At 66.9% G+C, this 14,353-nt stretch carries 10 protein-coding genes; 1 reads left to right on the plus strand and 9 read right to left on the minus strand.

All coding sequences use genetic code 11. The features are described from left to right. Positions 1-166 precede the first annotated feature (166 nt). The 3 genes from DK26_RS29890 to DK26_RS28585 all read right to left on the minus strand — a co-directional run bounded on the left by DK26_RS29890 (position 167) and on the right by DK26_RS28585 (position 7,163). Complete coding sequence (locus tag DK26_RS29890) at positions 167-5,320, minus strand: Ig-like domain-containing protein (protein ID WP_066474896.1); 5,154 nt, start codon at positions 5,318-5,320, stop codon at positions 167-169. Positions 5,321-5,444: 124 nt separating this feature from the next. After that, complete coding sequence (locus tag DK26_RS16915; protein ID WP_248310002.1) at positions 5,445-6,203, minus strand: DeoR/GlpR family DNA-binding transcription regulator; 759 nt, start codon at positions 6,201-6,203, stop codon at positions 5,445-5,447. A 693-nt stretch (positions 6,204-6,896) separates the two neighbouring features. Then, positions 6,897-7,163: a DksA/TraR family C4-type zinc finger protein gene (locus DK26_RS28585; RefSeq protein ID WP_083533281.1), complete on the minus strand. Its 267-nt coding sequence runs from the start codon at positions 7,161-7,163 to the stop codon at positions 6,897-6,899. Between the two features lie 196 nt (positions 7,164-7,359). Between DK26_RS28585 and DK26_RS16920 the strand changes: the two genes are divergently transcribed. Next, positions 7,360-7,662 (plus strand): hypothetical protein, encoded by a 303-nt coding sequence (locus DK26_RS16920; RefSeq protein WP_157089690.1) that lies wholly within the window; start codon positions 7,360-7,362, stop codon positions 7,660-7,662. Positions 7,663-7,885: 223 nt separating this feature from the next. Here the strand turns inward: DK26_RS16920 and DK26_RS16925 are convergent, their stop codons facing one another. The 6 genes from DK26_RS16925 to DK26_RS16950 form a co-directional block, all read right to left on the minus strand. Next, positions 7,886-8,758 (minus strand): hydrolase, encoded by an 873-nt coding sequence (locus DK26_RS16925; RefSeq protein WP_066474901.1) that lies wholly within the window; start codon positions 8,756-8,758, stop codon positions 7,886-7,888. After that, on the minus strand, positions 8,755-9,762 hold the full coding sequence (locus DK26_RS16930; protein ID WP_066474905.1) for an ABC transporter ATP-binding protein: 1,008 nt from the start codon (positions 9,760-9,762) through the stop codon (positions 8,755-8,757). The genes DK26_RS16925 and DK26_RS16930 overlap by 4 nt, the downstream gene beginning before the upstream one ends. Beyond that, a complete protein-coding gene (locus DK26_RS16935; RefSeq protein ID WP_066474908.1) occupies positions 9,759-10,742 on the minus strand; it encodes an ABC transporter ATP-binding protein in 984 nt (327 codons plus the stop codon). The genes DK26_RS16930 and DK26_RS16935 overlap by 4 nt, the downstream gene beginning before the upstream one ends. Beyond that, positions 10,739-11,644: an ABC transporter permease gene (locus tag DK26_RS16940; protein WP_066474916.1), complete on the minus strand. Its 906-nt coding sequence runs from the start codon at positions 11,642-11,644 to the stop codon at positions 10,739-10,741. Before DK26_RS16940 ends, DK26_RS16935 begins: the two co-directional genes overlap by 4 nt. Beyond that, positions 11,641-12,618: an ABC transporter permease gene (locus tag DK26_RS16945; RefSeq protein ID WP_066474918.1), complete on the minus strand. Its 978-nt coding sequence runs from the start codon at positions 12,616-12,618 to the stop codon at positions 11,641-11,643. The genes DK26_RS16940 and DK26_RS16945 overlap by 4 nt, the downstream gene beginning before the upstream one ends. A gap of 100 nt (positions 12,619-12,718) precedes the next feature. Further along, entirely contained in the window at positions 12,719-14,329 is a 1,611-nt protein-coding gene (locus tag DK26_RS16950) for an ABC transporter substrate-binding protein (RefSeq protein ID WP_066474920.1), read from the minus strand. Positions 14,330-14,353: the final 24 nt, after the last annotated feature.

Genomic DNA, 14,353 nt, shown 5'->3' on the forward strand with positions numbered 1-14,353 from the left:
ACGAAAGTCGCGGGGGAGCGATGCCCCGCGATTTCGCGGCGGCGCGACACTCCAAGACTTCCGGCCAGCGAGGAACGATCCCAGTCCTCAGTCGGTGACCTGAACCGCAAAAAAGGGCGCCGGTGTGGGCGCCCTTCTGGTTTTCGTGCGGGTGTGTCGTTCAGGCTCAGGCGAAGCGGAAGTCGTCCTGGGCGAGGCTGGTGAGCTGGATGCCCTTGAGGGTCAGCGAGGTGTCGGCATCGACGGTGAAGACCGTGTCGGCACCGCTCTGGGTCGCGGCGGCGATCGCCGCGTCGAAATCGGCGAAGACGCCCGTATCGAACTCCAGCACGTCCGAGGATGAGCCGGTCGTCCTGAAGTCGGTGATCACGTCCTTGCCGAAGCCGGCCGCGAAGACGAAGACGTCGTGGCCGGAGCCGCCGGTCAGGATGTCGTCGCCGGCCCCGCCCTCGATGCGGTCATCGCCCGAGCCGCCGTCGATCACGTCGTTGCCGGCGCCGCCGAAGACGAGGTCGTCGCCCGAGCCGGCATCGACGACGTCGTCGCCTTCGCCGGCCTCGACGCGGTCATTGCCGGAGCCGGCCTTGATCACGTCGTTGCCGGTGCCGCCGTAGACGTCGTCGTCGCCCGAGCCGCCATCGAGCGCGTCGTCGCCTTCGCCGCCCCAGAGGGTGTCGTTGCCGGCGCCGCCCTTCAGCGTGTCGTTGCCGGCCCCGCCATCGAAGGCATCGTCGCCATTGCCGCCGGTGACGACGTCGTTGCCGGCGCCGAAGAGCAGCTTCTCGATGTTGACGAAGCTGTTCGTGCCGATGCCTTCGCCCGAGGCCTTGCCGGCGGAAAAGTCGACGCTGATCGCGCCGGTCGCAGCCGAGAGGTCGAGCGTGTCGAAGCCGTCGCCGCCATCGATCACGTCATGGCCCGCTCCGGCGACGATGATGTCGTCGCCGCCACCGGCCCGGATCACGTCGTCGCCGGCGCCGCCGGCGAGGCGATTGGCGCCAGCATCGCCGATCAGGACGTCGTTGCCGGCGCCGCCGATGACGTTCTCGATCGAGATCAGCTCGTCCTCGCCGCTCTCCTCGCCGAAGGCCGTGCCCTGCGACAGGTCGACGGTGACGCCGGCGGTGTCGTCGGAGTAGTCGGCGGTGTCGCTGCCTTCGCCGCCATCGAGCAGATCGTCGTTCGCGCCGCCGACCAGGACGTCGTCGCCCGCGCCGCCGAACAGCTGATCGTCGCCGGCGCCGCCCTTGAGGACGTCGTCGCCATCCTCGCCATGCAGTTCGTCATCGCCGTCGCCGCCCTCGACCACGTCGTTCCCCGCACCGGCCAGAACGACATCGTCGCCAGCACCGGCCAGGATCACGTCGTCGCCGACCGTCCCGACGAGCGCGTCGTCGCCAGGAGTGCCGACCGGGACGTAAGGCGCGACCGTGACCATGACGGTCGCGCTGGCGCTGCCGCCCTTGCCGTCCGAGACGGTGTAGGCGAACGACGCCTCGCCGGAGAAGCCGTCAGCCGGTGTGAAGACGATCCTGCCTTCGGCATCCAGCGCGACGCTGCCGCCGATGCCGGCGACGACCGACTGGATCGTCAGGATGTCGCCATCTGCATCCGTGTCGTTGCCGAGCAGCGCCGCCGGATCGATGACCAGCGCCGCGCCATAGGCCGTGCCGAACCCGGTATCGTCACCCGCAACAGGAATGGCGTTCGGTGGGTTGATGGTCAGGCTGACCGTGGCCTCGCTGGTGCCGCCACGCCCGTCATTGACCAGCACGGTGAAGCTGTCCTGGCCGGTGAAGCCATTAGTCGGCGTGTAGCGGTAGGTGCCGTCCGTGTAGACGAAGACCGTGCCGTGGGCGGCACCCTGCTTGAGGCTGAAGATCAGCGACGAGCCGGCGTCCGCATCCGACGCCGTGACCTGGCCGGTGACCAGGGTGTTCATCAGGCCGGCGGCCTCGCCGTTCGTCGCCGTCGGCGCGTGGTTCACCGGCAGCGTGTCGCCGGCATTGGCGATCTTGACGAAGTGGACATCGTCGAGCGCCACGCCCGCGCCCCAGGAGTCCTTGACGCCGGTATCCATGAATTCCAGCCGGTTGGAGCCGTTGCCGGAGCCGCCCTTCACCTCGAAGCTCAGCGTCGTCCAGCTCGCGCTGGTCTGCGGCGGCAGGCCGTCGAAGATGACCTCGCCATTCCACAGCACGATGATGCCGTCGTCATAGCGCCCGGTGTCTGAGTCCGAGAGCGAGAAGCTGACCCGGTAGGTCGCCCCGGTCTCCGCCAGCGAGATCGTCTGGCCGATCTTGTTGCGGGCCGTCTGGCCGGCACCGTCCATGTCGATCCAGATCCGGCCATCCTTGGCGACGACGCCGCCATAATTGTCGAGATGCTGCTCGATGCGCTTGAAGTTGACGTTCGTCCAGCCGAGGATCTGGCCGTCGAGGTTGCGGTAGCCCCAGTCGGAGCCGCCATTGTAGTTGCCGGACTCGCTGACATCCTCGAAGCTGCCGTTGATGATCAGGTCGGTGCCGATCGCGACTGAGGAGCTCGAGGACTTGACCGTCAGGTCGAAGCTCGCGGTGTCCTTGCCGCCACGCCCGTCATCCACCAGGAAGGTGAAGCTGTCCGTGCCGCTGAAGCCGGCATTGGGCGTGTAGCGATAGGTGCCGTCCGTATAGACGAAGACCGTGCCGTTCGCCGGGCCCGAGGCGAGGCTGTAGATCAGCGCGGTGCCGGCGTCCTGATCCGAGGCGGACAGTGCGCCCGTGAACACGGTGTCCTTCATGCCCTCGGCCTGGCCGTCGGCCGCCACCGGAGCCTGGTTCGCCGGCAGGGAGTCGCCGACATTGGCGATCTTGACGAAGCGGACATCGTCGAGCGCCGCACCGGCGCCCCAGGAATCCGAGACGCCCTTGTCGATGAACTCCAGCCGGTTCTTGCCGTCGCCGGAGCCGCCCTTCACCTCGAAGCTCAGCGTCGTCCAGCTCGCGCTGGTCTGCGGCGGCAGGCCGTCGAAGATGACCTCGCCATTCCACAGCACCTTGACGCCATCGTCGAAATTCGTCCGGTCGGAGTCGGAGAGCGAGAAGCTCACGCGATAGGTCGCTCCGGTTTCGACATGAGCGATCGACTGGCCGATCCGGTCGACGGTCGTGCCCGTCTGCGAATGGTCCATGTCGATCCAGATCCGGCCATCCTTGGCGACGACGCCGCCATAATTGTCCCAGTGCTGCTCGATGCGCTTGTTGTTGACATTGGTCCAGCCGAGGATCTGGCCGTCCGGATTACGATAGCCCCAGTCGTTCGGACCGTTATTGCCCGAGGATTCGCTGACGTCCTCGAAGCTGCCGTTGACTATGAGATCGGTGCCGAGAAGGACGCCCTGCGCGACGGTGAAGTTGACGACGGACTCGACGATGCCGCCATGCCCGTCATTCACCAGATAGCTGAAGCTGTCGGCGCCGGTGAAGCCGGCAGCCGGCGTGTAGCGGTAGCTGCCGTCCGCATTGAAGACGAGCGTGCCATTCGCCGGTCCGTCGCCGAGGCGGTAGGTGAGCGCGTCGCCATTGGCGTCGGTGGCGACGACCTTGCCGCTGAACGGCACCGCCTGGCTGATGACGAGGTCGATCGCCTGCGTCTCGGGCGCGACATTGCCCGGCACCGGCATCACCGGATCGGCGATCTTCACGAGGCGCAAATCGCCCAGCGTCGCGCCGAAGCTCTCGCCCGCGCCTTCGAAGACGAGATCGTTCGCGCCGTCGCCGGTGCCGCCGGTGACCATGAAGTGGAACTTGCCGCCGGTCGGGGAGGGGACGCCCTCATAGACCACCTGGCCGCCCCAGAGCACGCGCACGCCGTCCTCGCCCGTCGGCAGGTCGGCGAGGGAGAAGCTCAGGCGATAGACCGCGCCGGTCTCGACGCTCGCGATGTCGTAGGACAGGGTGCCTTCGGGAAAGTCGCCGGCAGCGACGAGATCGGTGCCGACCACGACCGACGAGGGGATGGCGAGGGCAGGCGCGTTGGCGAGCACGCTCTGGAGTTCCGGCAGGACCGCCGCGACCTCCGCATCGCTACCCTCCACGGCCAGGGCCGCGAGCTCGGCGCCGGTCAGCGTGAAGCCGTCGGCGGTCGTGATCGAGGCCGGCTGATGCGCGGGATCGACGCCGTCGAGCAGGACGATGGCATCGCTGCCGGCGCGGATGATCAGGTTGTTGCCGTTGCGGATGACGGTAAACCCGGCGGGGGCGATGCCGTCGAAGAGGATCGTGCTCGTGCTGTCGAGCGAGATCAGGTCGATGCCGTCGCCGGCGCGGAAGACGATTTGGTCGCCCGTCGCGACGATGACATCGTTGCCGGCACCGCCGACGAGAATGTCCGAGCCCGTGCCGCCGGCGAGGTAATCGCTGCCCGAGCCACCGAAGAGCTGGTCATTGCCGGCGCCGCCGAAGAGCAGGTCCTTGCCGGCATCACCATAGAGCACGTCGTCGCCGAGGCCGCCGCGGACGATATCGTCGCCCGACATGGCATAGATGACGTCCTTGCCGGTGCCGCCATTGATCTCGTTGCCCTGATCGGTGCCGTAGGCGACCTCGGCGTTGTTCAGGAGCTTCTCTAGGGCCGGGCGGGCGAGTTGCGTGTTGTCATTGATGATGCCGTCCACGCCGAGGTTGAGCGCGTTGCGGACATCGTCTTCGTTGCCGGCGACGGTCCAGCCATTGACCTTGAGACCCGCGGCCTGTGCGGCGGCGACCGTCTCCGCGGTGATCAGCGCCATCTGGGGCGCGAGGCCGTCGAGCTCGCCCATGGTGCCCTGCGGGCTCGTCGCATTGGCGATCTTGGCGTTGGTGATGTTGTCGGTGAGCCAGACCAGCGGGAAATCGACCTGGTACTTGTTGTCCATCAGGTCGCGCAGGACCTTGTGGTCGCTCGCGAAGGTCTGGAAGACGATCCGCTCGGGATCGGCGAAGTCGGCAGCGACGAGGTTCGAGAGCATGGCGTCGTAGGTCGCGTGGCCCGAGCTCTTGGTCTCGACCAGGATGCCGAGCTTGCGGCCGGTCTCGGTCTCCATCCGCTGGGTCAATGCGATGATTTGCTCGAAGGTGATGACGCCCGGCACCAGTGCGCGCACTTCGGCCAGCGTCATGTTCGCGATGCCGCCGGGAAGATCGTCGTGATAGCTGACCAGCGCGCCGTCCTTGGTCAGGCGCAGGTCGATCTCGATGAAATCGGCGCCGTACTTGAAGGCCCATTCATAGGCCTGCGTCTCGTTGTCCGTGTAGGGGTTGGTGCCGCGATGGGCGTAAAGAATGGGCTGGTCAGCCATGGCTCATCTCCAGAAGCAGGCAATAGTCGATCGTTCCCGGCAGCGGGCTTGCTGCGGGCAGGCGTGAAGAACGAATGGTGATGACGAACCGCGCCCGGCCGGGCGCAGCTTCTTCTCTGCGGAGCTACGGCCTCACGGCCGCCTCCGAGGTTCTGACGAACTGGACGCCGGACTCGTCCAGTATCCGCCGGATGGCGGCCGGGGGATCTGCGTCGCAGAACACCGCGGTGACCTGGTCGATGCGCCCGCCATGAACATGGGCCGGGCGCGTGAATTTCGAGGAATCGAGGACGAGATAGGATTTGCGGCAGTTGCGCAGCATCGCCTCGCGAGCGCGCACCTCCTCCTCCGAAAAGTCGAGCAGCGAGCCGTCCTCATCGATGCCGCCGACCCCGAAGATCGCGACATCGACCTTGTAGGAGGCGAAGAAGGCGTCGACCGTCGCGCCGCAGACGTCGAGATCGCCGCCGCGCACCGTGCCACCGGCGATCGCCAGCGAAAAATCGGAGTTCTGGCCGACCATCACCGCGAGCGGCAGGTTGTTGGTCACGATCTTGAGCTGCCGGTGCGCAAGCAGGGCTTCGGCGACGAATTGCGTGGTGGTGCCGATCCCCAGCGAAATCGCCTCGCCATCGCCGACCCGGCTCGCCACGCTGGCCGCGATGCTCTGCTTGGCTTCGCGGTTGAGCACGCGGCGATCCTTGAATGTGAGATTGCCGCTCCGGGCCAGGCTCTCTATGCCGCCATGGCGCCGCCTGGCGACGCCCTGATCGCAGAGCGCGACGAGGTCGCGGCGAATCGTCTGCGTCGCGACCGCGAAATGCGCGGCCAGCTCTTCGACGCTGATGAAGTCCCGGCTGCGCAGCATTTCGGCAATCGCCAACTGCCGCCCGTCGGAGCCCGCACCGATGTTCAAATGAATGCCGTTCGTGTTCATGTGACTGTGATAGCGCCGCCCTGTGACGCTCGTGCGACGGTTAAGCAATTCTGAAAATCAAGTCTGAGAAATTCGGAAGAAGTCTTCGAAGTCACGGAGAAGCATATCGTCATCCCGGCGGGAGAGAATTGAGGCGGCTAAAAATGCAGAACTCACATGAAGTTCGTGAGCCGGTTCACATTTGTCTTGATTGGGCAGTGCTAAATCAGTCCATCAGGTTCGCTTGTGCCTTGAAAGGCGGGAGATATGCGAAGAGTGTCTCGGCAAAGTCGGGGCGGCCGCCATGGGCGATTGCCAGCCGATAGCTGGCTCGTTCGAGCTTCATTTGAATTCCCGCTCGGTATGGCGCGCGCTCTCGGCAGATAGCTTGCGGCGGACCTATCGGCGACGAGCGCGAGATCGACCGAGCGGCGGTGTCGCTGGGCCATGCGACGCTCCCCCTGTTCCATGCTGGTCGAAGCTCAGCATATCCCGCAGAAGGGGCGCCTTCCGGTCCGGTCGGTCGGACAGATCTACCCTGTACTCATCGCGGCAGACCGCCGTCGCACGGCCAAGACATCGGCTTCGGGGCTCCGCCGATTGCGGCTCTCCCGGATGGTGAAACTCCGGCCTTTCCGAATGCCGTTTCCGATTTTCCGGCTATTTGAGCTGGCTATCCTTGCTGCCGCGTCGGTTAATGCCCCCTGTGGCAACCGAGCGCCGGTCGAGACCGGACTGGCAGGTTACGCAGGTACGCGCACCGGGCATCGCCAGGCGGCGTGCCTCCGGTATCTCCTCGCCACAGGCCTGACAGTAGATTTCGCCGGGGCCAGTCGGCAGCTTGGCGCGCGCGAGCCTGACCGCATCGCTGATCGAGACGTCGATCTGGTCTTGAACCGCCCCGTCCGGGGTCCACCCATTTGCCATGACAGCGTCACCTTACCCAGAGGACAAAGTGGTGGCTGGCTAGCGCATGTTCAATCGCACCGCCGCTGGGCCGCAACCGCCAGTTTTCAAGAGAGGTCGGATGCATGGCCCGCTGCATGCGTCTGGCTGTTCCCGGAAGGCTCCCATCCCCATCTAGACCGGATGGGCGCAGCCGCGCCGTTTGTCTGGTTTGGTCATGTGCGAGAAAGAGCTAGCTGATCCTCAGCTGCAAAGACTGGCAAACGCCATCTTTGTCGAGATCTGCAAACAATTCGATACGGAAAGCCCAACCGCGCCGATGATCTGCGGGCAAGGCGGTATGCGTGACGTCCTGGTCGAGGGGCATATCGACCTGCTGAAAGTCGCTGCCGCGCTCAGCAAGCGCTGCTGCGTGCAGATGCCCGACATCGAAACGATCGCCGACACGCATTCATCAAGTCGCAGCCATGCCGAGCGCAGCGTCAGGGCCCGGCGCCCGAAGGCGACCAGTTCGGCGTGAGCGGGGCCAGCATCGCCCTGGGGCCTGCGATATAGCAATTGCGCGCCGCCCCGATCGACCATTGCGGGGCGGCGGGACGACTGCTGAGCGGCATGCCCCCGACAAGGCTACAGGGGCGACAAGGCACCGACCGAAGGCGCCGATGCGGCGCTCCCATCTCGCGATGCGGGGGGCGCAAGGGGAGAGTGGACGTCCCGGGCGTTCCCGGGACGCGCGGAAAGCCTCAGGCCACTGCCTCGGCTTCGGGCCGCAATTCCTCGACCGAGGGGATGCGGCCTTCGAACCAGTAGGCCGCGGCGGCACGCGACATCGCGGCGCCGTCATGGCCGATGCCCGGCACGGTGATCAGCGACCAGTTGCAGGGCAGGCCGAGCCTGGCCGCTTCCTGCCTGGCGAACTCGAGCATGAAATGGGCGCGGGCATAGCGCATCGGCCCCTGGGCCAGCGCCTCGGCCTGCGCGGGCAGGTTGGGGTCGCTGGTGACGATGTCCTGGTCGCCGGCGAAGATCACCATCGGCCAGGCCAGCCAGCGCGCGAGTTCCGCCGCGCCGAGGCCGAGCCCGCCGAGCCCTTCCGGGAAGCGGCGCTCCAGCGTCGGCAGGGTGTACCAGCCGGAATTGGCGGCGAAGGCCACCGAGAAAGGTGTCTCGTCCTGCGTCGCGAGCAGGCGGTGGACGAACTGGCCGCCGGCGGAATGGCCGAACAGCCGGACCTTGTCGCGCTTCGTCACGCCGGCCTTGCGCAGCGCCGCCAGTACGCGCGCCGGCACGGCATAGAGCCAGTCTTCCTTGGCGGCGATGGCGTCGTCCTCGGCGACGACGAGGCCGTTATTGTAGCCTTCGGCCTGCGGGAAATGCGCATTGCCGAAGGTCGGTGCGACGATCAGCAGGTTGTGCTTCTCGGCGGCGTCGATCCAGAAATCGCGGTAGTCGTCGCCATTGCGCAGCATGCCGTGCTGGACGAAGACGACCTCGTCCTCCGGGCCATGCGACGCCGGACGATAGAAATTGACCTCCAGCGGGCGCTGCGGATGGCGGGCATCGTTGAAGGGCAGGGTGCTGCGCCCCTGCGGCGGGTCGAGAACGAGCGTGGTCATGCGGCTTTCGCTGTCGTGTGCAGGTGGCAGGCGGCGCTGCGGCCGGGGGCGATCTCCCGGAGGTCCGGGCGGACCTCGCGACAGACCGCCATGGCGTGCTCGCAGCGCGGGTGGAAGGGGCAGCCCGAGGGCGGTGAGAGCGGCGAGGGCAATTCGCCCTTGAGGGGCTGGAAGCTGCTCTTGCGCCGCTCTGCGGAGGGGATCGCCTTGATCAGCGCGGCGCTGTAGGGATGCGCCGGCTCGGCGAAGATCGCGGTCGCGCTGCCGATCTCGACGATGCGGCCGAGATACATGATCGCAACACGGTCGCTGATATGGCGGACGAGGCCGAGATCATGGCTGACGAAGAGATAGGTCAGGCCGTGCCGCTCGCGCACATCCATGAACAGGTTGATCACCTGCGCCTGGATCGAGACGTCGAGGGCCGAGACCGGCTCGTCGCAGACCAGGAATTCCGGCTTCACCGCGAGCGCCCTGGCGATGCCGATGCGCTGGCGCTGGCCGCCGGAGAACTGGTGCGGGTAGCGCTCGCGATAGGCGAGATCGAGCCCGACCTCGGTCAGGGCCCGGTCGACCGCTTTGTCGAGCTCGGCCTTCGGCACCAGCTTGTGGACCGAAAGCGCCTCGCCGACGATGCGGCTGACCCGCATGCGCGGATCGAGCGAGGCGTAGGGGTCCTGGAAGACCATCTGCACCTTGAGCAGATAATCGAGCCGGTCCTTGCCCTTCAGCGCGCCGGCCGAGCGGCCCTTATAGAAGACCTCGCCCTCGGTCGGCGGCAGGATGCCAGTGGCGATGCGGGCCAAAGTCGACTTGCCGCAGCCGGATTCGCCGACGAGTCCGAGTACCTCGCCCTTCATGACGGAAAGGTCGACGCCGTCGACCGCCTTCAGGGTCGAGGGCGGCGCGTGCCGGCCGACCGCGGTCAGGATACGCTCGGCGATGTTGGCCTTGCCGCGGAAGTACTTGCGGACGCCGCGCAGTTCGAACAGTGGCTCGCTCATGCGGCTCTCCTGTCCGGCACGGGGTTGTGGCAACGCAGGGTGCGCCCGTCATGGGGCTGCGGCTGCGGGTCGCTCTCGGCGCAGACGGCCAAGGCGCGCTCGCAGCGCGGCCGGAACGGGCAGCCCGAAGGGCGCGAGTCGATGCGTGGCGCCATGCCGTCGATCTGGTGCAGGCGCTCGCCCGGCCGGGTCATCGCGGCCGAGGAGTTGAGCAGGCCGAGCGTGTAAGGGTGGCGCGGCCGGTCGAGCACGGTCTCGACATCGCCGATCTCGACGATGCGCCCGGCATACATCACCGCCACCTTGTCGGCGAGCTCGGCGACGACGGCCAGATCGTGGGTGATCCAGATCACCGCCGCACCGCTCTCGCGCGAGAGCTTCTGCACCTCGTAGAGGATCTGCGCCTGGATGGTGACGTCGAGCGCGGTGGTCGGCTCGTCGGCGATGATCAGGTCGGGATCGTTCAGCAACGCGGTTGCGATCGCGACGCGCTGGCGCATGCCGCCGGAGAATTCGTGCGGATACTGCTTGAGGCGGGTTTCCGGCGAGGAGATGCCGACCCGCGCCAGCGCCTTGGCCGCCTTGGCGAGCGCCTCGTCGCGGCTGCAGGCGCGATGCTCGAGGATCGCCTCCGCCATTTGCTCGCCGATGCTGAGCACCGGGTTCAGGGTCATCAGCGGGTCCTGGAAGATCATCGCGATCCGGTCGCCGCGGAGCTGGCGCAGGCGTTCCTGCGAGGCGGCGCGCAGATCGATGCCGTCGAACAGCACCTCGCCGGCGACGACCTCACCCGGCGGGTCGATCAACTGCACCAGCGAGAAGCCGGTCACCGACTTGCCCGAGCCGGATTCGCCGACGAGGCCGAGCACCTCGCCCTTGGCGACGCTGAAATCGACGCCGTCGACGGCCGGCCAGGCGCCGTCCTGCGCATGGAACACAGTCTTGAGACCGCGCACGGAAAGGAGGGGAGCGTCGGTCATGCGCGCACGTTGAAGCTGCGGCGCAGGCGATCGCCGACGAGATTGAGGGACATGATCAAAAGAACCAGCGCGATGCCGGGGAAGACGGCGATCCAGTATTCGCCGGAGAGCAGGAACTCGAAGCCGTTGGCGATGAGCAGGCCGAGCGAGGGCTGCGTCACCGGCACACCGACGCCGAGGAAGGAGAGCGTCGCTTCGAGCGTGATCGCCGAGGCGATGCTGATCGAGGCGACCACCAGCACCGAGCCGACCGAGTTCGGCAGCAGATGCGCCAGCATGATGTGGCGGGTCGGCAGGCCGAAATTCACGGCCGCCTCGATATACTCCTTGCGCCGCTCGACCATGGCCGCGGCCCGCATCAGCCGCGCGTATTGCGCCCATTGCACCAGGACGATGGCGAGGATGACCTTGTCGACGCCGCGGCCGATCGAGGCCAGCAGCACGAGCGCGACCAGGATCGAGGGGAAGCCGAGCATGAAGTCGACGATGCGCATGATGAGGGCGTCGATCGTGCCGCCGAACTGCGCCGCGGCGAGCCCCGCCATGATGCCGATCGTGAGCGCGCCGGCGGTCGAGGCGAGGCCGACGAGCAGGCTGGTGCGCAGGCCGTAAAGGATGGCGCTCAGCATGTCGCGGCCCTGCGCATCGCTGCCGAGCCAGAAGGTGAAGCCGCTCATGCCCTGCTCGCCGGGGGCGAGCCGGTTGTCCATCACGCTGAGCGAGCCGAGATCATGCGGGTTCTGCGGCGCGATGAACGGCGCCAGCAAGGCGAGCGCCACCATGATGCTGAGCAGGATCGCGGCGCCGCGTGTGGTCGGGCGGTTGCGTAGTTGGCGCAGCACCTTTTCGCGCAGGGGCGTATCGGCCTGCATGGGGCCGGCGAGACGGGAAGCGTCGCTCATGCCTGTTCTCCGGCGAGCTTCACCCGCGGGTCGAGCGCGGCATAGAGCACGTCGACGATGAAATTGACGGTGACGAAGAGCAGCGTCGCGAGGAGGACGTAAGCGACGACCACCGGGCGATCGAGCTGGTAGACCGAGTCGATCAGCAGCTTGCCCATGCCCGGCCAGGCGAAGACGGTCTCGGTGATGGTCGAGAAGGCGACGAGGCTACCGAACTCGACGCCGACCACGGTGACGACCGGTATCAGGATGTTGCGCAGCACGTGCCGGTTGACGATGCGCCGGGGTCGCACGCCCTTGGCGCGGGCATACTTCACGTAGTCCAGGGTCATCGTCTCGGTGGTGCCGGCGGCGACGAGGCGCACGATCAGCGCGAGATTGGGGATGGCGAGGTTCAGCGCCGGCAGGGCGATGTGCTGGAGCCCGTCCAGCGTCAGCAGGCTGGTCTGGAAGCCGAGGACCGAGACGGTCTCGCCGCGGCCCGCCGTCGGCAGCCAGCCGAGCAGCACGGCGAAGAGCAGGATCAGCATCATGCCCTTCCAGAAGCTCGGCAGCGAGAAGCCGAGCACGGTGCCGGCCATGACGATGCGGGCGCGCCGACTATCGGGGTTCAGGCCCGCCATCAGCCCGAGCGGGATGCCGAAGACGAGCGCCAGCGTCATCGCCAGCAGCACGAGCTCGAAGGTCGCCGGCAGGCGGGCCAGGATGAGCTGCACCGCCGGCACGCCGTGCACGAAGGAGCGGCCGAGATCGCCCTTCAGCGCATTGCCCATGAAGGTCAGGTATTGCTGCCAGACCGGCAGATCGAGCCCGAGCCGCGCGATCAGCGCTTGCCGGTCCGCCGCGCTGGCCTGCGGCGATACCAGGAGCTCGATCGGATCGCCGATGCCATAGACGGCGAAGAAGACCACGACCGAGACCGCGAGCAGCACGAGCACGCTCTGGATCAGCCGTTGCAGGACATAGGCGGTCATCGGTGACGCTCGACCGGTTGAAAGGTCATTCCGGGCGCAGCGCTGGGCGCCGGCCCGGAACGACGATGTTGCTTGCTGTCGCCAGCGGGTTAAGCGCGGCTCACTTCGCCGGCTTCACCGACATGGCGAGGGTGAACTGGTCGGCGCGGCCGGTGATCTTGAGATCGGCCTTGCCGGCCCAGATGCCGCTTTCGAAGTGCAGCGGGATGAAGGCGCCGTCGGCGAGGACGATGGTCATGGCCTGCTGCAGCAGCTCCTCGCGCTTCTTGTCGTCGAGCGTCGAGATCGCGGCGCGGATCACCTTGTCGTATTCGTCGTTCTTGTAGCCGCCATAGTTCGAGCCGCCGATCGTCTTGTCCTCGTTCGGGGTCGGCGGCCACTGGCGCAGGAAGGACGAGGCCTCGCCGGTGTTCGAGCCCCAGCCGCCGATCGCGACGCTGAATTCCTTCTTGGCGCGGCGCGGGAAGTAGATCGCGCGGGTCATCGCGTCGACCTCGGCCTTGATGCCGATCTGGGTCAGGTACTGGGCGACCGCCTGGGTGATCTGGCTGTCGTTGATGTAGCGGTCATTGGTCGCCGAGAGCGTCAGCTGGAAACCGTTGGGATAGCCGGCTTCGGCGAGCAGCTTCTTGGCCGCGGCCGGGTCGTACGGAATCTTCGCCGGGTTCGCCAGCGTGCCGAACATGCCGGTCGGCAGGAACTGGTAGGCCGGCTCGGCGGCACCGTCCATGATGCGCTTGGCGATCGCGTCGCGGTCGATGGCGAGCGACATCGCCTTGCGGACGCGGGCATCCTTCAGCGGGTTCTTGCCGTCGGGCGCCTTGACGAAGGGGCTGTCGTCGCGGTCGACGTCGAGCTGGAAATAGATGATGCGGGTCGAGGGGGTGACGACATGGGCGAAGCGCTTGTCGCCCTTGATCCGGTTGAGGTCGCGCGCCGCCGGGCTTTCGATCACGTCGTAGTCGCCGGCGAGCAGGCCGGCGAGGCGCGGGCCGGCATTGGTCACAGGCAGGAAGCGCACGCTCGCCCAGGGCTCGGCCTCGCCCCAGTAGTTCGGGTTGCGCTCGAGCTCGATCGCCGATCCACGCACATAGGACTTCAGCTTGTAGGGGCCGGTGCCGATCGCCATCGAGCCGTCGTTGAAGTTGTTGACGGTCGGCCAGGGGCCGGTGACGCCGCAGTTCTTCTCGACGTCGTAGGTGATGTCGCCGTGCTGGACGATCGAGGCGGAGAGGATCGGCAGGCCCGACAGCAGGGTCGGGAGCAGCGGCTCCGGCGTCTTGGTCTCGATCACCAGCGTGCTGGCGTCACGGGTCTCGACCTTGGCGAAATTGCCGGTGATGTCGGCGAAGGAGCCAGAGACCTTGGTCTCGTTCTTGAGGGTGCGGCAGAAGGTGAAGACCACATCCTGCGCGCTGAAGGGCTGGCCGTTCGAGAACTTGACGCCCTGGCGCAGCTTGAAGGTCCAGCGGTTCTTGCCGTCGTTCTCCCAGGAGGTGGCGAGGCCGGGCTTCAGCGCCTGCTTCTCGTCCTGGAGCACGAGATGGTCGAAGATGTGCAGGGCGAGCGCATTATTGGGGGTGAGGTCGTGGTAATGCGGATCGACGGCAGTCGGCTCCGAGGAAAGCGCGATGCGCAGGGTCTGCGCCATGGCAGGCGCGCTCAGCATGCTTGCGCCGAGCAGGATGGTCATCAGTGCGCGCTGCCGCATCGGTCCTTCTCCATTCCCGTAGGT

It is taken from the genome of Allobosea sp. WAO, from assembly GCF_001509835.1.
Taxonomy (GTDB): Bacteria; Pseudomonadota; Alphaproteobacteria; order Rhizobiales; family Beijerinckiaceae; genus Allobosea.